At 35.1% G+C, this 20,441-nt stretch carries 12 protein-coding genes and 1 pseudogene; 9 read left to right on the top strand and 4 right to left on the bottom strand.

Translation table 11 applies throughout. The features are described from left to right. The first annotated feature begins 364 nt into the window (after positions 1-364). A complete protein-coding gene (locus tag FFR48_RS06775; RefSeq protein ID WP_137666818.1) occupies positions 365-1,594 on the top strand; it encodes a glycosyltransferase family 87 protein in 1,230 nt (409 codons plus the stop codon). Here FFR48_RS06775 and FFR48_RS06770 read toward each other — a convergent pair. Together FFR48_RS06770 and FFR48_RS06765 are read right to left on the bottom strand one after the other, a co-directional pair. Continuing rightward, positions 1,584-3,044: a glycosyltransferase gene (locus FFR48_RS06770; RefSeq protein WP_137666817.1), complete on the bottom strand. Its 1,461-nt coding sequence runs from the start codon at positions 3,042-3,044 to the stop codon at positions 1,584-1,586. The two genes, FFR48_RS06775 and FFR48_RS06770, sit on opposite strands and share 11 nt — an antisense overlap. A gap of 22 nt (positions 3,045-3,066) precedes the next feature. Further along, positions 3,067-4,728, bottom strand: coding sequence for an ArnT family glycosyltransferase (locus tag FFR48_RS06765; RefSeq protein ID WP_137666816.1), 1,662 nt, complete (start codon positions 4,726-4,728; stop codon positions 3,067-3,069). A 146-nt stretch (positions 4,729-4,874) separates the two neighbouring features. Here FFR48_RS06765 and FFR48_RS06760 point away from each other — a divergent pair, with 146 nt between their 5' ends. Next, positions 4,875-5,015 (top strand): hypothetical protein, encoded by a 141-nt coding sequence (locus tag FFR48_RS06760; RefSeq protein WP_162501851.1) that lies wholly within the window; start codon positions 4,875-4,877, stop codon positions 5,013-5,015. 24 nt (positions 5,016-5,039) lie between these two features. Continuing rightward, positions 5,040-6,389: a mannosyltransferase gene (locus FFR48_RS06755; RefSeq protein WP_137666815.1), complete on the top strand. Its 1,350-nt coding sequence runs from the start codon at positions 5,040-5,042 to the stop codon at positions 6,387-6,389. 92 nt (positions 6,390-6,481) lie between these two features. Here FFR48_RS06755 and FFR48_RS06750 read toward each other — a convergent pair whose 3' ends face one another. Further along, positions 6,482-6,745, bottom strand: a complete 264-nt coding sequence (locus FFR48_RS06750; RefSeq protein ID WP_137666814.1) for a type II toxin-antitoxin system Phd/YefM family antitoxin — start codon at positions 6,743-6,745, stop codon at positions 6,482-6,484. Between the two features lie 166 nt (positions 6,746-6,911). Between FFR48_RS06750 and FFR48_RS06745 the strand changes: the two are divergent. The 6 genes and pseudogenes from FFR48_RS06745 (at position 6,912) to FFR48_RS06720 (ending at position 14,762) form a co-directional block, all read left to right on the top strand. Next, a pseudogene (locus FFR48_RS06745) lies at positions 6,912-7,866 on the top strand (glycosyltransferase family 2 protein). Between the two features lie 90 nt (positions 7,867-7,956). Further along, a complete protein-coding gene (locus tag FFR48_RS06740) occupies positions 7,957-8,325 on the top strand; it encodes an EamA family transporter (protein WP_137666813.1) in 369 nt (122 codons plus the stop codon). 540 nt (positions 8,326-8,865) lie between these two features. Beyond that, positions 8,866-9,771 carry a polysaccharide deacetylase family protein gene (locus tag FFR48_RS06735; protein ID WP_137666812.1) on the top strand — a complete coding sequence of 302 codons (906 nt, stop codon included), beginning with the start codon at positions 8,866-8,868 and terminating at the stop codon, positions 9,769-9,771. 335 nt (positions 9,772-10,106) lie between these two features. Further along, positions 10,107-10,802 carry a hypothetical protein gene (locus FFR48_RS06730; RefSeq protein WP_137666811.1) on the top strand — a complete coding sequence of 232 codons (696 nt, stop codon included), beginning with the start codon at positions 10,107-10,109 and terminating at the stop codon, positions 10,800-10,802. A 54-nt stretch (positions 10,803-10,856) separates the two neighbouring features. Then, positions 10,857-11,324: a hypothetical protein gene (locus tag FFR48_RS06725; protein ID WP_137666810.1), complete on the top strand. Its 468-nt coding sequence runs from the start codon at positions 10,857-10,859 to the stop codon at positions 11,322-11,324. Positions 11,325-11,363: 39 nt separating this feature from the next. Continuing rightward, positions 11,364-14,762, top strand: coding sequence for a CHAT domain-containing protein (locus FFR48_RS06720; protein WP_137666809.1), 3,399 nt, complete (start codon positions 11,364-11,366; stop codon positions 14,760-14,762). 66 nt (positions 14,763-14,828) lie between these two features. Here FFR48_RS06720 and FFR48_RS06715 read toward each other — a convergent pair whose 3' ends face one another. Then, a complete protein-coding gene (locus FFR48_RS06715; RefSeq protein WP_137666808.1) occupies positions 14,829-19,511 on the bottom strand; it encodes a glutamate synthase-related protein in 4,683 nt (1,560 codons plus the stop codon). Between the last annotated feature and the right edge of the window lie 930 nt (positions 19,512-20,441).

Raw genomic sequence — 20,441 nt, 5'->3', positions numbered from 1 at the left:
TTGAATTAGCAGGTATATTAGGATCTTTATAAAAATTCAGTATTAGCCTAAAACATTTTAACAACAGGAGGTGATCCAACATTACTTTACTTATCTCATCGAAAAGGATGGCTAGTTAATCCTAGCAATCTCACAGCAGAATACATAATTTCAAAAATAAACTTAGGTGCTAATTATTTAGCAGGTAGCTTTAAATTTGTCGAAAGCTATAATTTATTTGTGGATGATGATCAAAAACAGAAAATTAATAATGTTCTTAGTAAATACCCGAATATTATAAATGATACAAATGCTTTTATTGCTCATTTAAGGTAATTCAAGGTAATCAATTTATTTCCCGCTTATCAATACTTTTTCACTAATCATGATCAATTTATCTAACAAAACCTGCAAAGAATACTTAATTTATTTTGCTCCTGTATTTTTATTAGTTTATTTGGTATTAGAAACATATCAAATAGATTTTAGAGTCTTTTACGTGGCTGGTAAATCCGTACTATACAATTTAGATCCTTATTTAAATCACGTTTCCCAATTTCCTGAACTATATGTACCAGTTAACGCCCATGACGCACCTACATCTGGCTTTCTTTACCCGCCTTTTGCAGCTTTACTTTTTGCACCTTTAGGTTTTTTTTCTTATGCCATAGCTAAAATGATTTTTAGTCTAATAATTATTTTTATCTTAATTATTTTCAGCTTTCATTTCCTGAGAAAAAGTCAATTTAAACTACCAGGAGAAGCAATTTTATTTATAATGTGTAGTTTTCCTATATTTGCTACATTTGAAAGAGGGCAAATAGATACTTTAGTTATGTATTTAACATTTCTATCATTTGATGTATTTCAAAATAGGAAACCCAACTCATTTTTAACTGCATCTTTCCTGTTAGCTATAAGTAGTTGTATCAAAATTTTTCCTATAGTTACGTTACTTTATTATCTAGTTAACAAAAGATTTAAATACTTAATTTCTGCAATATTATTTACAACTCTATTATTTTTCCTACCCTTATTATATTTTGATTTTTCAGTCTATCAACATTTCTTTCAAGTCATATTACCAAATATATTTGGAGAAATTACCACATCAGAAACCATCAATACTCATGGACAAAATGTAGTTAATAATTTAGTAATTGCTATAGGAAATACAGGTTTAGAAAATACAGGTTTACTCGCTAGTCGTAATCTTTCTAATGGATATATGAATCCCTTTTTAAAAAATAATACTCTTGGTGCATTGCTAATTGGATTAGCAGCCATGATATCACTATTGATACTTAATCGTAAAAATAGCAAAGAATATCAATTTTATGCTATTTTAAATACTATTAACTTATTTAATCCAAAAGCATGGATTATGGGTTTAGTCTGGTATTTTCCCACATTTTTTAGTTTATATCCTCAAGTCAATAAATGGGGTAAGTTTGTAATTTTGATACCTATATTTATGCCACCATTTACTAATACTAATGCCATGTTAGCAGTTGTTATTACTTTGTTATTTTCCGTATGTTTAAATAATCAGAAGTTTGGCAGATATCTGTTAAAAAGAGAATACATAAACCAAGACAATGAAACTACAATATAAATTTAATTTTTTTAGCAGCATATAAACACATACCTAATAAAATCAACCCCTCACGAAAATGGGAAATATTAGATTTACCATAAGTCCTTTCTTGATACCTGACAGGTACTTCCACAATGTGCAAATTTAACTTTGCTGCACCAAATAATAAATCAAAATCTCCAAAAGGATCAAAATCTCCAAAATAACTTCGATTATTTGCTATTTTTTCATAATCTTCTCGCCATAAAACCTTAGTTCCACACAGAGTATCTTTAATATTACAATCCAACAAAAAAGATATTAACAAAGCAAAAAATTTATTAGCAACAGAATTTAACCAAGGCATTGCTTGATGAGAATAAGGATACACTAAACGCGAACCATTAATAAATTCACCGTGATTTGTAGCTATAACTTCTACAAATTTGGGTAAATCTTCTGGTTGTACAGTTAAATCAGCATCAAGAATTATTAAAATATCTCCCGTTGCTTTTGCAAATCCTAATCTTACCGCATCTGCTTTACCTTTACCTGTTTGTTTAAATGCTTTAAGCGTAAAATTTCCTTGATAGTTATTCACCACTTCTTGAATTTTATCCCAAGTATCATCTTGGGAATGTCCTTCAATAAATATTACCTCTGTACTTTTACCTAACTCTGGTAAACGTTCTACCGCAGCAGCAATATTTCCCGCTTCATTTCTCGCAGGAATAATTACACTGACATTATATTTTTTGACATCATTAATATTTTCATACCAAGCGGGACGGGCTATGACATAATTAGTTAAACATAGATGATTAACAATGGGCAAATAACCAATATATTGATTAATAAAATTAGTAATAATTGGTATTTGTTTAGGTATTAAAAATCTTCTGCCAATTTTTACTGGTTGATAACCTGTAATAGCTAAAAAATTCATCATATCATTCATTGATAACCAGTTTTGTGGAGGTTGGGGACGACGTTGATTAATTTTTTCCGCAAACCGCAGCACCGGTTCCCAAAGAAAGTTATGAAATACTAAAATAATTCTCGTTCTGGGATGACAAAACATTTTTACCCGTTCCATGACTACTTGAATATCTGTCAGATAACCAAGCACACCAGATAAAATAATAAAGTCAAATTTACAATAGGAGATAGGAGTATTACTAAAAAAATCTAGATTCATGTTTTCAGCATCAAAACAATAAAAATCTAAATCAGGATATTTATCCTTAGCAATAGAAACTACTGTTTCTGAAAAATCAATACCTACACCTAATTTGGGGTTAGTTGCTGCTAATAAATCTCCCGTACCGCATCCTATTTCTAAAACATTGCTACCCGATGGGATAATGAAATTATGTAATTTTTGGATATCTTGATAATAATATTTATTGCGACGATTCCACCAATCTAAGTCAAAGGCGATTTTATCGAAATATTGTTTGACTTCTGCTTTGAATGAGTTATTTTTCATGATGATAAAGATTAATGTTTGTTTAATTTTTGTAAATGAGTTTCCAACCTTTGACTGTACCCATAATCTCATATTTATTTAAAGTATTTGTGGGTATCTTAGGAGTTATCCAGGCATAGCTATTAGTTTGTAAATCTTGTATTTTTGTTATTTTACCTAATTGTGGTGTATAGAAACTTAGCAACATGAAAGTTTTTGAAATTTCTACTTCTGAATAATTAACAACTTCAGCATCTGATTTATTATTGACTGGGTTATCTATAACAAAGTTAATAGGTTTAACAGCAAGAATTTGATGAATTTGCGGTTGTTGGAGTTCGGTTCTGAAAACTGGATTTCTATCACCTAAAACACCTATAAATCCAAGGGTAGTTATTGTTAAATAAGGAGATATAACCCAACTAGCAAGCCAATATTTATTAGGCAAGAATTTACGATTTTTCCAAGTAGTATTAATAGTTGCCCAGCTTGCGCCTAAAATAATTCCTAATATACCATATTGCTGGATTTCTGGAGTGAGAGAGATTACAGGTAAGTGAATATTTAAAGTTATTAATGAACCTAAGACTAATAATAAGATGCCCAAGGTTGTAAAGGCAGACAATAAATAAGATATGATTTGATTTACTCGTTTTTTACGAAGTTGGTAAATATCTTCAAATCTTATTAGTGCTACAGATGCAAACAAAGCCATAAATGGTAATATTTGCAAAGGATAATAAGGTGTACGAGTTCTAAAACTACAGAGTAGAATAAACAAGATAATTGGATAACCTAGCAACAGAGATATACGATTATTTCGGTAAAACAAAATACACACAATCCCTATAACGCTAAATAATGCCCAAGGAAACGTATTTAAAGGTATATTCCAAAAATAATAAAATGTGCCTGGGTTGTATGTGTCATCAGCAGATAAATAAAGCAATTTTCCAAATAAATCTGTTACAGGAAAAAAACTATTATATTTCAGGCAACTCAAAGTTAACCAAATGATTACAGGAATAAAACCAATGATTAAACCTAAATAAATGCCAATATTTTCTAAATACCGATGTTGTTTATTCCTGAATATTAAATAAGGAATAATTGCTACTCCTGGTAAAATAATCATGAAACTTTTAATCAGGAATCCTAAACCAAAAGTAGCACCTGCTAAAATTCCCCAGAGGATTTTTTGCTTTTGCTGTTTATTGCCTAATTCTTCACCACGTAATAAAGCCCAAATTCCCAGTAGTTCAACACAAACTAATGGAGTATTTTGAGTTGCAGAACGTCCTTCAAATATCCATATTGGCATTAAACATAGAATTATTGCTGCTAAAAAAGCAACTTGGCGATTTAGTATAATTGTACCAATTTGATATATCAGGATAACGCTAATAATACAGCTAATAATGCTAGGTAAACGGGCGCTAAATTCGTTGATGCCAAATATTTGATAAGTTAAAGCTATTAACCATTGGATACCAACAGTGCGATCATATATAGGTGTACCCCACCATTGGGGTGTTAACCAGTCCTGTGTTTCTAACATCCAACGGGCTTGTATAGCATAATATGCTTCATCATAGGCCAATAAACTATTATTGCCATTGTTCGCAAATAACAATAATGCACTTAATAGTAGTAAGATAAACTGTGGATGTTTATGGATAACACTGGATAACCTTAGTTGCACCATTGCCGCATACCCCTGTAACTGGTAATATAGTAAATTTTAATACGTTAGTTAAGAAATAATGCAAATTATACCACGGTTCGCTGCTGTTGCTATCCAATTGTCAAATATAAGTAAAGATAAGTATTTAAAGTTCAATTTGAGGTGATATGGAAAACAGATCAGTTCGTCCTCGTGGTTTGGGAAGTAATGAAGAATTTACTAAAAATTTATTTCAGAAATTAGAAACAAATCCAAAATACCAGAAACAATATCAACGAGATGGTGTATTTTTATTTGTTAGAAACTAATTCAATAATTTGCAAAAAAATAAAATGTTACCAGCACGCAAAAAAATTAAATTGCTCTTACCCTTAATTATCTGCACTGTATTTATTCTTTGTGCTGCAATAGGAATGCTGATTAATCCAGATGCTTTTCATAAATTAGTTTCTCCTACACAACTACGTCCAATCTTATATTACTATATGGACGTAGAACATTATGCAGAAATGGCTGTTAATCCCAGTTGCAAAGCATTTTATCCCCTGTGGCCTTTTATTATTCGTAACCTATTTCATCCCCAAACTATAGAACAAGCAGCGCATTATTTCGTCATTGTATCTTCTGTGATATTTTTTATCACTAATTTTTTAATTTTCTCGCTGTTCAAAACAGCTTTAACGCGTACATATTTAGCTTTCTCAATAATGTTAGCCTATACTGTTAACCCAATGGCAATATTTAGAGTTATTGGTTACACAGAAAGTATGTTTTCCTTGTTTAGTACGTTATTTATCTGGCTGTGTTTACCCAATAATAAAATTAATCAAAACCTCAAACTTGGTTTTTTATTCATCATTACATTCTTGATGAGTTTAACCAGACCTATATTAATTCAAGTATTTTTTGCAACCATATTAACTTTAATAACTATTATTGGTTTGGCAATGTTGAAAACCAAGATATATTCTTGGAAAAATTTATTAATTCATCTGCAAAAATATCATCGAGAAATTAAAACAACTGTCACTATTTGGGTTGCCTCTTTATCAGGTTATGCTGTTTATGGTAACTATTGTCTCCAAACTAGAGGTAATTTTTTTGCACCTTTTGAAGATCAACGTCTTTGGGGCAAGAAATTAGGTATTCATTTAGAACTTCTACTATTTCCAAAATCACCTTTAGTTGATATTATAGGTTTTTACCTGCCTTTGATAATTTTGTTATTGTCTCTAATTTTGACATATTATAAATATACACAAAAACAAAATATTATATTAGTACCAAGATATAGAATTTGGTGGAGTATTCTTTATTTATATCCACCTCTTTTAATTTTAATATATGGGTTTAATTTTTTCAAAGCAATGAAGAATAAAATCACTTTCACTCAAATAAAAATTCATGATTATACTAATAATTTAGCAGTTAACTATATATTTTGGTTTTGTGTGTATTTTACAACTGCTCATTCATTAATTCAATTTTTTACATTTGATCGGTTAATGAGTTTAGCCAGATATATATTTGCGACCCCTTTCTTTTTCCTTCCTTTAGGATATTTGTATCGTTGTATTCCTGGTAAAATAAAATATCAAACTTTGCTATTTATGAGTTTAATTTCTGCGGTGATGTTAGTAGAACAATGGATTAAATATGGTCAAGATAAATGGTTAGGTTAATAAATAAACTTAATAAGTAATATAATAAATCAGCCCATCTACTCCCTAGTTATCCCCATATACAACGAAGAAGCAAACATTAAGCATGGGTATCAAGTAATACTTTCATTCTCAATGTCTAGGGGATTAAGAAAATCTTTTAAAATATCTTCTGGTAAAGGTGAATTAAAGTCAGAAGCAATCACCACCTTACCACGATCTAAACCCGGTATTCGCGGTAATGGCTGCTGGTAAAAAGGTAAAATACGAGCCACAGGAGTACCACCTTGAGAAAGAATAACTTCTTCTCCTGAAAAAACTCTACGGAGTAATTCTCCAAAATCACCTAAGTTATCTGGGAGTTCTGCGTTATACATTGTTAAGTTAATTAGTGGTAAAATTCATGTTAATTCTTTAGCTTATACTCCAATTTTACTATACTTTAAACTTATTTTCTTGATTTTCTGCAAACTATCTTTGTACTCTTAACTTCTCAACTTAACCAACCGTAATTATAAATTATCCATCAAATCAATTATCACCGTGAATCAGCCCATATACTCCCTAGTCATCCCCATCTACAACGAAGAAGAAAACATCACAGAAATGTATCGCCGTCTCACTCATGTCATGGAACAATTAGACGGTGAAGTTGAACTGATTTTAATTGATGACGGTAGCCGCGATCGCTCTTTAAGCATGATCCGCGAATTACACCATCATGATAGTCGAGTCCGTTACCTAAGTCTAGCGAGAAATTTTGGTCATCAAGTCGCAGTCACAGGAGGTCTAAATTTTGTCCAAGGTAAAAGCATTATCGTCATGGATGCTGACTTACAGGACCCACCAGAATTAATTTTAACCATGATTGACAAATGGCATGAAGGGTATCAAGTAGTTTATGCCCAGCGCAAGTCCCGTCAAAAAGAAAATTGGTTCAAACGCTTAACAGCATATCTTTGCATATCTTTTTTATCGCATTCTCAAACGTTTGGCTAAAGTTGACATCCCTGTAGATACAGGCGACTTTTGTTTAATGGATAGACAAGTAGTAGATATTCTCAATGCTATGCCAGAACGTAACCGCTACATTCGTGGTTTACGTGCTTGGGTAGGTTTTCGTCAAACATCCGTACTTTTTGAAAGAAGCCCTCGTTATGCAGGAGATGTAAAATATACCTTTGGTAAATCTCTATCCTTAGCAATTGATGGTATTATCTCATTTTCCACAGTTCCTTTAAGACTGGCAACCTATTTAGGTATCATATCAGCTACTATTGCCTTAATTATGATCTTGTTAGTTATTTATTGGCGAATATTTGCACCAGTATCTAATTTAATAGGTTACACATTAATTACTATTGCCATCTTTTTCTTAGGTTCAGTGCAGTTAATTTGTATTGGTATTTTAGGTGAATATATTGGTCGAATTTATGAAGAAGTCAAAGGTCGTCCTCTTTATACATTAAAGGAAATGGGAGGTTTGACAAAAACTTAATTAGCTCAAATAATCTAATTATTTAATTCCCTAATTTGTCTATCTTTTTGTTTAATAAAAAATCACCATTAAAATACTCAGGAAATACCAGTGTCACCCCAAGAATTTAGCCTACTCCTCTTCTCAGTCCTCATCAGCGTTGCTGGACAATTTTTCCTCAAAACAGGAGCCATGAAACTAGGAAAAGTTCATGCAGGTAACATTATTAATCTCATCCTCAACATGATCACCATACCAGAACTATTATTAGGACTAACCTGTTATGGTATTGGTGCGATCGCATACATATTACTACTAACAAGAGTTAACCTTAGCGTTGCTGCTCCTGCGGTATCCGTTGGTTATATATTTTCCGTCTTATTGGGTTTCTTTATTTTAAGAGAACCTATTTCTGTGATGCGTCTTGTAGGATTAGGTTTTATTGTTACAGGAGTAATCTTAGTAATTTGGCGCAAATAAAATCCAATTCAGAATTATTTATACAGCAGTATCTATATTAACAAATAATTCAGACTCAATCATGGGAAACTATGATTAGTTGTTTTTTGTCTATCTATTCGATAGATTTCTAAAAACAACAAAATCAAGTGAAAAATTTTATTTTTTCTTTTACAGGCAGGAAGAAACTTCAAGGTTAAAATATACATCTCCAGTAATGTTAATGATAGTATGTGTCCTTATTTTGGGTTAGATACTCTATTCCTCAAAGCTGGTTATGTGGAATAATTATTAATTTATTACCTGTAGTTATGGATAAAAGTAAACAAGTCATAGATTCCATACTTAAGGAAGTAACTGAATGGTAAATTTCACCGTTTGAGGCAACCAAATTCCAGTAAGTATAAATTGTCTACTTAAATTTCATAATTTCTGTAATTTACCATTGTAGTTTTGATGATTACCAGTACCTAACTGAGTATCTAACATTTAGAAAAAAAATATGTTATAAACTACCGTCATCAACGTGAGCGACGGTTTAACCCTTGAAGGAGCTATGCAGTGGAAAATAATAAGTCATTTTTTTGGACGCAGGGAATATTGATTGTATTGCTGTGTTTAACTGGTACTTTGGGTATTGGGTTAATGATGCTGGTGAGGGCAAATACCTCTAAAGCTCAAAATAACCAGCGTATCAACATCAATGAGATTGCGGCTAATACAGGCACTCAGCAGCGAATTGAGAAATTCAAAGCTGCTATGCTTACTACTTGGCAAAAAGAAGCACAAGCAAAAGGTATTATCACTGATGTACCATCACGCTTTCAAGGAGCAACAATTAAATTTGCAACCCTACCTCCAAACCAGAAAGTTATTGCCCTCACCTTTGATGATGGTCCTTGGCCAAAAAGCACTGCCCAGGTTCTAGATATTCTCAAAAAAAATAATATTCCAGGTACATTTTTCGTTGTTGGGCAAAATGTAAAAAATTATCCTGATTTAACTAGACGTATAGTTGCTGAAGGCCATTCTATTGCTAATCATACCTGGCATCATTGGTATCATCACATGAACGCCCAAGCCGCAGCTTATGAAGTTGCCAATACCACAGATATTATTTTTAAAACTACAGGGGTGAAATCCGGTTTATTTCGTCCACCTGGTGGAATTATGACTAATGGTGTCGTATCCTACGCCAGAAATAATAAGTATGCAATTATTATGTGGTCATCTGACTCTATAGACTATTCCCGTCCTGCTGTACCTAGACTTATTAACAATATATTCAAATCGGCAAAACCAGGGGGTATTGTTTTAATGCACGATGGTGGAGGCGATCGCACTCACACCGTCCAAGCCTTACCAGAAATTATCAGTAGATTCCGTAAGCAAGGCTATAAATTTGTTACTGTTCCCGAACTCTTGGAAATGCAAGATCAAAAGCAACAGTTAGCTGCTATTCAATAATGGACAATTGACAATGAACAATTGACAATTACCTCTCCCTTCTAGGGAGAGGATTGAAAAAACGGAATTTTTTGATTTTTTCCCCTTGAAAGAGGAGGTTTTAAACCTTGAATGAAACAATTGTCAATTATCAATTGTCAATTATCAATTGATAAGAAGTTGCCCCTTGAGGCAGGAGAAAGGAGGCAGGAGGTAAATATTTCTCGTTTTCTCGTTCCCATACTCTGTATGGGAATGAATTTTAGAATTTTACTTTTTCATTTTTTTTTGCTGGACAAAACTATTAAATACTGTTAAAATAGATAACATAAAATCACTTTTTTAGGTGTATATTTTTGCGTCCACAAGAGATTAAGGAACAACTCAAGTCATTAATTGAGGCAGCATCAACCATAGATCCCAGTTTAGAAATTAGGTTAAAACAAATTAATCGTTGGGTTAAAGATGTTAAACCTGGTTCTTTGACTGCTAAAAAGTTTGTCCTCTTTTTCCTACAACAGATAATTATTGATGCTAGAACTTACTTAGACATCAAAAGTTTAACTGATGAAGATAAACGACAGCAGTATTATCAGGAAATGAACCCTTGTCAGAGATATTGGTATAGTTATCTTTTTCCTCAATGGTTGGCAGAAAAAGATCCTGATTTTGAAACCTGGAAAAAAAAATTAATGGCTGGAAATTTTGATCAAAGTGATACTCAAATCTTAACAGCAGTAGCTAAAGAGATTAAACAGCGCGGGTGGGATTTATGGCAATCTTATATTGCTGATGTAGCTATGGCAACTGATATAATTGTTAGTTATGAATTACAACATCCTTTGTGTGTTCAACTTACTAGCTTATCTGATGTTAATTCTCAAGATAAATTTACTAAATGGGAAAATAAGTTAAAATATTGGGGTATAGAAAGAGGGTTATTTTTAAGTTATAATCCTGGTATGGATGGATTTATTAAGCAAATCGTTGATATTTCATTAGAGAATAGCGATCATTTGCCAATAGGAGTTTACTTAAAATTTAATTTATAGTTTTTAATTTATAGTTTTTTAGTTGTATTTGCAGTTTGAGGATAAAGTGTCATCATGGTAAAAGAAATAGAAATTAAAAAAACAGATAATTTTACACAATACCTTGAACATTTAGAAGCAGGTAAAAGGTTACAGGAAGATTGGATAAATCATGGTATTAATTGTGTAGATTTATATTTTGAGAATATAGATGGTGATTGGTTAGAAACTTGGGGAGATGATGACGATGAACCAGGTTATATAGAAAAATTGACGGCTTTCTTAGAAAGTGATGATATAGTAGCTGTGAAGGTACGCAAGCAGTTACAGGATAAATCTATTGATGAAATTATTGCAGGTTTAGAAGATTGTTTGAGTCAATTAACAGAGAATGACAGGATTTTTGCTGCGAAGGATTTGTTAGTTGGTGGTGTTGCGGTTTTAGGAAGTAATCGTAGTTCTAGTGATGAAGGAATTGATGAAATTGAAATGTTAGATTTGGCGGAAGACTTGATGGAGAAGTTGAGGGAGATTTTGGGCTGAATAAATTTGTAAATAATACCTACAGATAAGATTTTACCAATGGATGAAGCAAGAAAACAAGCTTATTTTGATTTAATTAATAAATTGCTCAATTCTTCGAGAGGAGAAGAACCGGAAATTTTAGATGATAATAAACATCTAATAGACATAGATTTAGTGCAAACCATAAAACAGATAGCTGCTGGTATGGGAGCGCACGGAGAAGAAGATAATGCAGTTTTTCTACATAATATAGCAGATTCAATTTCTGCAATGATAGGTTATCCATCATCAGCAATAACCTATAGTGGACTACTTCAAATGCTATTGATAGCAGTGAATAATGAAGAAGAAAATCCTTCTTTAGTTTACTCAATTCTTGATCTGAATCAAGACAAACTTAATGATAAATTACCTTTATTTATAAAAGAATGGTCTAAGGATATTATAGAAGACAATTTAATTCCGTTAGATATATTCGCATCAAATATTAGTGTTTTTAGTAATCGAATTGCTGCATTTACTTCAGGAAATCCAGAAATAAATATAGAAATCGCTATTGCTGGATATGAAATAGCCCAAAGTGTTTTTAATCCTGAATTTTTTTTCCAAGAATGGGTTATAAATCAAAACAACTTAGCAATAGCTTATCTCAACCGTATAACAGGAGATAAAGCTGAGAATGTGGAATTGGCTATTGCTATTTTGGAAAGTTGTTTACAAGTTACTAATAAAGAAGATTTACCGGAAGAATGGGCGAGAACCCAAAATAATTTAGGATGTGCATATATCAAACGGATAAAAGAGAATAAAGCAGAGAATATAGAACTGGCTATTACTGCTTTAAACTTAGCTTTAGAAGTGCGGGATAAAGACACATTTTTTATAGATTGGGTTATGAGTAAAAATAACCTTGCACTTGCTTACCGTGAAAGACTTAGAGAAAATAAGTCTGAAAGTCTGGAGTTAGCTGTAAATACGTGCCAGGAAGTTTTAGAAGTTTTAACACTAACATCTTTTCCTGAGCAGTGGGCTGAAACTCAAGAAAATTTAGGTAATGCCTATCGCTATCGAATTAAAGGTGATAGAGAAGAAAATATAGAATTGTCTATAAAGTGTTATCAACAGGCTTTAAAAGTTTTTACCCAGACAGATTTTCCTAGACAGTGGGCTAATGTACAAAATAATTTAGGGCTTGCTTATCTGGAGATTTTCAAAGAAGATAGAGAGGAAAACATAGAATTAGCAATTACTTCTTTTAAAAATGCTTTGGAAATTTGTAATAAAGAAACTTTTATTGAAGACTGGGCAACAACTCAAAATAATCTAGGTATTGCTTATCTGGCTAGAATTTCTGACAGGAGAGCAGATAATTTAAAGTTAGCTATTGATGCTTTACAGAAATCTTTAGAATTTCGTACACAAAAATCCTCTCCTTATAAATGGGCAATGGCTCAAATGAATTTAGGAATTTGTTATGGTGAGCTTGTTTATAACCGAGATAGGAAAAAAAATTTAGAATTAGCTTTAGTCGCTTTTCAAGAATCTTTAAAAGTTCGTACTCAAGAAGAATTTCCAGAGGACTGGGCATTAACTCACACAAATATTGGACATATATACAACTTGCATGGATATTTTATAGAAGCAATAAAACATTCCCAGTTAGCTCTAGTTGTATACAAAGAATTAATCTTACCACTAGATTGTCTTAGAACTGGACGAAACTTAGGTAATACAGCTTTCTTTGCTGGAATTTGGGAGATAGCTATTGAAGGTTATTCGGCAGCCATTGAAGCAGTAGAAACTAGCCGCAGTTGGGTAAAATCAGAATCACGTCGTCAAGAGATTATAGAAGAATCAATTGATATTTATCAAAACATAGTAAAAGCCTGTATAAATGCTAAACAAATAGATAAAGCCTTTGAATACTCTGAACGCTCCCGTTCTCAACATCTGGTAGACTTAATGGCAAGTGCTAACCTCTCTCAAAGTGAGAATACACCGCCAAAAGTCCAAGAATTATTACAAAAATACGAAGAATTACAACAATTAATTGACGCAGAAAGACAAAATCATAAATCAGAAAATACCCGCAGTGAAACACGCGCTGCTTGGCAAGTATATAACGAAAAAATAGCTTCTCTAGAAACTGAAAAACAGCAAATTTGGGAACAACTCAGAAGAGAAGATCCGGTTTTAGCTGGAGAAATTCAAGTTAACCCCCTCACTTTATCAGACATTCAGCAGTTAATTGATCATCCAAATACAGTAATTCTCAGTTTCTACACCACCAACACCGACACCCATATTTTTATAGTTAGAAAAAACCAAATTTCTCTTCATACCTGCACTGGACAAGGTTTAGAAACCTTGCAAAAATGGATTGAGCAGAATTGGTTATTACCTTATATAAATGATGATCAAAAATGGGAAAGTCAAACCGAAACGATTCTGCGTGAACTTTCGGAACGCTTGCAATTATCAGAACTAATTGACCAACATTTTCAAGGAATAGAAGAATTAATTATCGAACCTCATTTATTATTACATCAAATTCCTTTTGCAGGTTTACCCACAGGAAAAGATCAGGAATATTTAATAGATAGATTTTTGATTCGTTATATTCCCAGTTGTCAAATTTTAGATTTTTGCCACCAAAACCAAATCAAGAAACGCCCAAATGTAGATATCAATTCTATACAATACGGAACTGTAGAAGATGCAACAGATGATCTACCTTGTGCTAGATGGGAAGGTGAACAAATCGCCAAAATGTATAACATTCCAGCAGAAAACAGATTAATAGGTAGTAGTCAAGCCACTCCTAAAAATTACCGACAACTAGCTGAACAGGTGCAAATTCTCCACTCTTGTCACCATGCCGAATCTTGTTTATATAATCCTTTAGAATCATCTTTAAAATTAGCTGATGGTTATATTACTTTAGGTCAATTAATGTCACCTGGTTGGCGTTTACCTAACCTTGTAGATGTTTTTCTCTCTTGCTGCGAAACAAATTTAGGTACACCTGCCTTAACTGATGATCTGATTACCCTATCTACAGGTTTTCTATGTGCTGGTGCGATAAGTGTAGTTAGTTCTTTATGGTCAGTTAATGATTTAGCAACTGCCTTATTTTCTATCTTTTACTATCAACAGCGACAATTAGGTAAAAGTCGTCCAGAAGCACTCAAACAAGCGCAAATTCAGCTAAGAGAACTGAGAAAAGGGAATTTACAAGAAATATCCAATCAAATAGAAGAAAAGGAAAAAGAACTTATAGGAAATAGAAAAAAATATACTCGTAATTCAGTTGAATATTTACAGTGGGAACATGAATATAGTATTCATACCAAAATTAATAGACTGATCAAACAAAAAATTCAACCATCTGAACCAGAATTTCCCTTTGCACATCCCCGCTATTGGTCTGCTTTCATCTGCCACGGGTTGCGATAATAACTAACTTTTTGATCACCAGATCCCCGACTTCTCTAAGAAATCGGGGATCTATCTGATCGCTAACTAAACAGAACTCAACTGTTTACCAGCCTTTTCAGCTTCCACATTAGCTTCTGCACTATCAGCTTCTGAAGGTGGTACAACTTGCCAGAATTTGAGTAAATACTCTGACCAGTTTTGTAAAATTAACTGCGCTTTTGGTGAACCAGTGCGATCGCTATGAGCTTTAATCAAATCATAGAGTTGTTTTGCACCAGCTTCCGTTGCTACACGCTGGATTTTCACAATGGTCTTATTCACCAACTCAGGGAAAGAACCATCTTCATCCAAGAAGTAACCTAACCCCCCAGTCATACCAGCACCGACGTTGCGGCCGACTTTACCCAGAACCACAACTACACCACCGGTCATATACTCGCAGCAGTGATCCCCAGCCCCTTCAATAACTGCTGTACCTTTAGAGTTACGTACCGCAAAGCGTTCACCCGCTAAACCTCTAGCGAACAACACCCCACCAGTCGCACCATATAAACAGGTATTACCCACAATCACATTTTCGGCTGAGTTGTAAGTCGCATCTGCTGGGGGTTTAATAATAATCTCCCCACCGTGCATCCCCTTACCTACATAGTCGTTAGCTTCCCCATGTAAAGTTAAGGTTAAACCAGGTAAGATAAACGCCCCAAAGCTTTGACCTACACTACCTTGGAAGTTCAAGTTAATTTGACCTTCAAAACCACTATCACCGTATTGAGAAGCAATAGCACCCGCTAACCTTGATCCTACGGTTCTATCAGTATTCACAACTTTGTAAGTCTTGGTGACAGTAGATTGATTTTTGATGGTTGCTTGAATTTCTGCATCCGCTAAAATCTGATCATCTAAAACTGGTCCATTACTGTGAACTTCTTCATGTTCTAACCAGCTACGGTTAGATTTAGCATCTGGTAACTTAGTTAAACAATCTAAATTCACAGATTGGGTTTTTGTTAGCTTGACATCAGAACGCACGGTTAACAGATCCGCCCTACCAGTTAACTCTGTTAAAGAACGATATCCCAACTTCGCTAACAGACTCCGCACTTCTTCAGCGATGAAATAGAAGAAGTTAACAACGTGATCAGGAATACCTGTAAAGCGTAGACGCAGTTCTTCTTTCTGAGTCGCTACACCCTTGGGACAGGTGTTTAAATGACACACCCGCGCCATAATGCAACCTTCGGCGATCATGGCGATCGAACCAAAACCGAATTCCTCAGCACCCATTAAAGCAGCGATCAGGACATCCCAGCCACTCTTTAAACCACCATCAACTCTGAGAATTACGCGATCGCGTAACCCATTATCCATCAACACCCGATGCACTTCTGATAATCCAAATTCCCACGGACTACCAGCGTGTTTAATAGAACTCAGAGGAGATGCACCAGTACCCCCATCATGTCCAGAAATTTGGATAATATCAGCGTTAGCTTTTGCTACACCGGCAGCAATCGTACCAATACCGATTTCCGCCACTAACTTCACAGAAACCTGAGCTTTGGGGTTAATTTGATGCAGGTCAAAAATTAACTGCGCTAAATCTTCAATTGAGTAAATATCATGATGGGGAGGGGGTGAAATCAAAGTTACACCAGGTTTAGAACGGCGCAACATGGCAATATAAGGGCTAACCTTGGGACCAGGTAACTGTCCACCTTCACCGGGTTTTGCACCTTGGGCAATTTTGATTTCGATTTGTTTAGCACTGGCTAAATATCCCGGTGTCACACCAAAACGACCAGACGCGACTTGTTTGATGGCACTGGAAGCAGTATCACCATTTCTCAAACCGTTCAAATGGGGTAGAGTGGGTGAATGTCCGTTTTCGTCAACATCATTTAATATATTGTAACGAACTGGATCTTCCCCACCTTCACCAGAGTTAGATTTCCCACCGATGCGGTTCATGGCGATCGCTAAAGTTTCGTGTGCTTCCCGTGATAAAGCACCCAAAGACATCCCACCAGTACAGAAGCGTTGAGCGATTTCGCTGACAGACTCTACTTCTTCTAAAGGAATAGATGGGCGATCGCTGGCAAAATTCAATAAATCTCTTAAAGCCGTTGCAGGTCTGCTTTTTAGATGCTGTTTATAAACTTCATAATGGTCATACTGCTTACCATCTACAGCCTTATGCAGCGCCTTCACCAGTTCCGGGCTATTACTGTGATATTCACCACCGGGACGATACTGGACAAAGCCCAAATTTTCCAACTTCTTAGCAGACAACTCAGGGAAAGCCTTACTGTGGAAAGAAAGCACTTCTTGAGCCAGTTCAGCACAACTTAAACCACCGATGCGGGAAGTAGTACCCCGGAAAGCTAAATTTAACAAATCGCCACCAATACCGATCGCCTCAAAAATTTGCGCCGCTTGATAGCTAGAAAGCAGGGAAATTCCCATTTTTGAGAGAATTTTCAACAAACCTGATTCTACAGCTTGACGATAATTAGCGATCGCCTGATCCAGAGTAATATTATTCAGCTTACCCCGTTCCCTAAACTGTTGAGTCTTAGGATCAGCCCACCAGTCACGCACCGTATCCAAAGCCATATAAGGACAAACAGCACCCGCACCATAGCCCAACAAACAAGCAAAATGGTGTGTACTCCAACATTGGGCGGTATGCACCACCAAAGAAGTTTTCATCCGCACACCTTCGCGGATCAAATAATGGTGAACTGCACCTACAGCCAACAAAGGCGGAATATAAGTCAAATCAGCACTGATACCCTTTTCACCACTTGGGGCAATCTTATCACTCAAGATCAAAATCTTCGCACCAGCCCGCACCGACTCCGCAGCTTGTTTTTGCAAAAATTCTACCGCCGCCTTCAAACCATCAGGACCTGCATCAATAGAAAACAGAGTTGATAAATCAGCAGTGCCAAAACCAGATAATTTAATCGCTTCTAACTCAGCATCAGTCAAAACAGGCGAATCTAACTTTAATCTTCTCGCGTGTTCTGGTTGCGGATCTAATAAATTACCTCTTTCTCCCAGTTCCACCGTCAAGGACATTACCAATTTTTCTCTTAACGGATCAATGGGTGGGTTTGTTACTTGGGCAAAACGCTGTTTAAAGTAGTTGTACAGCAGATGGGGTTTTTCTGATAAAACCGCCAAAGGAATATCATCACCCATAGAGAAAGTCGGTTCAGCACCAGTATTCGCCATCGGCTGAATAATCATTTCTGCATCTTCGCTAGTGTAACCAAAAGCGATCTGTTGTTGCAGTAAAGTTTGTTTATCGGGTATTTCAGAACTTTCAGTTACATAATGACCATTACCGTTACCATTGCCATTAGCTGATGGTTTTACCAAATCTGGCAACTCTTGACGGTATTTTTGCAACCAATCGCCGTAAGGATGTAACTTAGCAATACGTTGTTTAATTTCCCAGTTCTTCAAAATTTCATTGCTGTTTAAATCTACAGCAATCATTTGTCCAGGGCCTAATCTACCTTTTTCGATAATACTCGTTTCTGGGAAATCAACTACACCCGCTTCGGAAGCAACTACGATATAGTCATCATTAGTAATCACATACCGCGCCGGTCTTAAACCATTTCTATCTAAAGTCGCACCAACTCTTTTACCATCACTGAATACCAACAGCGCCGGACCATCCCAAGCTTCCTGTAAACCACTGTAATATTCATAGAAATCAACAATTTCAGGATGATCTTTTAAAGAAGGTTGATTTTTGTAAGCCTCTGGAACCATCATCATTAAAGCTTCCAGGGGGCTACGTCCTGAACGTACCAATAACTCTAGCACGTTATCAAGAGTCGCAGAATCACTACTTTCAGTATTTACCAAAGGTTTAAATTCTTCAGCGCGTCCTTTCCAAATCGGATGATCTAAAGTAGCTTCCCGCGCCATCATCCAGTTAATGTTACCCAACAGAGTGTTAATTTCCCCATTGTGACCTAGTAACCGCATGGGTTGAGCTAGAGGCCACTTGGGCATGGTGTTGGTACTAAAGCGACGATGATAAACAGCAAAGGCACATTTAAAAGCTGGATTTTTTAAATCTTGGTAAAAATCTCCCAATACCGCCGATCGCACCATACCTTTATAAACAATGGTACGGCTGGAAAGGGAGCAGACATAAAATTCTTCAGAAATATTTTTCGCCGCTTTCACCACACGACGACGGGTAAGATACATTTCCCGTTCTAGTTCATCACCGCTTTTATCAGCCGAAGAAAGAAAAACTTGTTCTATGTGGGGTTGGTTTTCTCTTGCTTGTATCCCCAAAACCTCTGGACGTACAGGAACTTTACGCCAACCCAGTACAGTTAAATTTTCTTCCTTTGCTACTTGTTCAAAGATTTCTTTAACTTTTTTGGCTGATTCCCCATCTTGGGGTAAGAAGATCATTCCTACAGCCATGTTACCAGTATTAGCAACTTTAAATCCTTCTTGTTGCAACAATTCCCAAGGAATCGCCGTCAAAATACCCGCCCCATCTCCAGAGTCTTGATCCGCACTACATCCACCCCGATGTTCTAAACAAGTCAGCGCATCTAAAGCTTTTGCCAAAATTTCATGGTTGGCAATATTGCAGCGATGGGCAATAAAGCCTACACCACAAGCATCCCGTTCTTCAACTAACCATCTTTGACCTTGATAAGTTGACCTATTTTCCATATTTGTCATTGTGATGTTTTGACCCTGATTCAATGATTGATGATTCATATTTTATTCCTGAAAGAATCGTGAAATTGTTGAGTTATGAATGTGACAAATGTTGCTACCGCAAAGAAAAAAATCTAAGATTTAGCGGTCGGGAAATACATAATCACTAAAAATTAAGGGAAAATTAGGGAAAAAAAATTTTAACTTGAGGTTTACATTTCTGCTCACCCATGTTAAAATAGCCGCGTTATTTTTTTAAGTGTTTATGCACCGCACTTTTAGAAGAAGTACCTTGATCTAGATAATTTGCTTTCCCTGACATTACGTTTATTACGTTTATTTAGATAGTGAAGCTTGGTGTTTTTTAATCCCCTTTTAGCCAGATATAGGCCATTTGTTCAGGATCACCATTTGGGATTTACCTGAGATTTAATTGCAAAAGAACATACCGCTATCTTTTGTCCAGCAATTTTCCTATTGCAGCAACAAGCACAGCGTATTACAAAATATAACACTATATGCCGTTATGTAAACCACTATATAAAACCTACTCAAATATACTTTGAGGTTAGTTTACTTCTTGCTTCATGTTGGTAATGTCGGCACTACCCCATTCACAGGCAAACACTGCCTAACTGATAGTTTTTAAGAGAATAATAACTGCGTTTAAATTCCTGTCAAATTCAAATCCACAGTTATCACACTTAAACACCCTTTCACTTAAAGAGAGAGTTTCTTTTTTTACAACACTATTTCTCTGTTTGAGAACTAGGAAACTATCTAGGGGTTGCTGAGAAAGTCTTTCCGTGAGGGCATAGGAGTCAGGAGTCAGTAGGGGTAAACCCCCCGTGGTTGCCCTCTTGTGTCAGGAGGAGATTGGAAAATTTCTTTGCCATCTCTTGAAATCCCAAAAAATGCACACTTTTTCCGGTATACCCTTCAAAACCCTTGCACTAATTTCTGTGTTTATCAGCCTCTAACCTTTGATAT

Source organism: Sphaerospermopsis reniformis (assembly GCF_005402885.1).
Taxonomy (GTDB): domain Bacteria; phylum Cyanobacteriota; class Cyanobacteriia; order Cyanobacteriales; family Nostocaceae; genus Sphaerospermopsis; species Sphaerospermopsis kisseleviana.
Note: the sequence above shows the minus strand (reverse complement) of the source record. Positions and strands in the feature narration are given on the sequence as shown.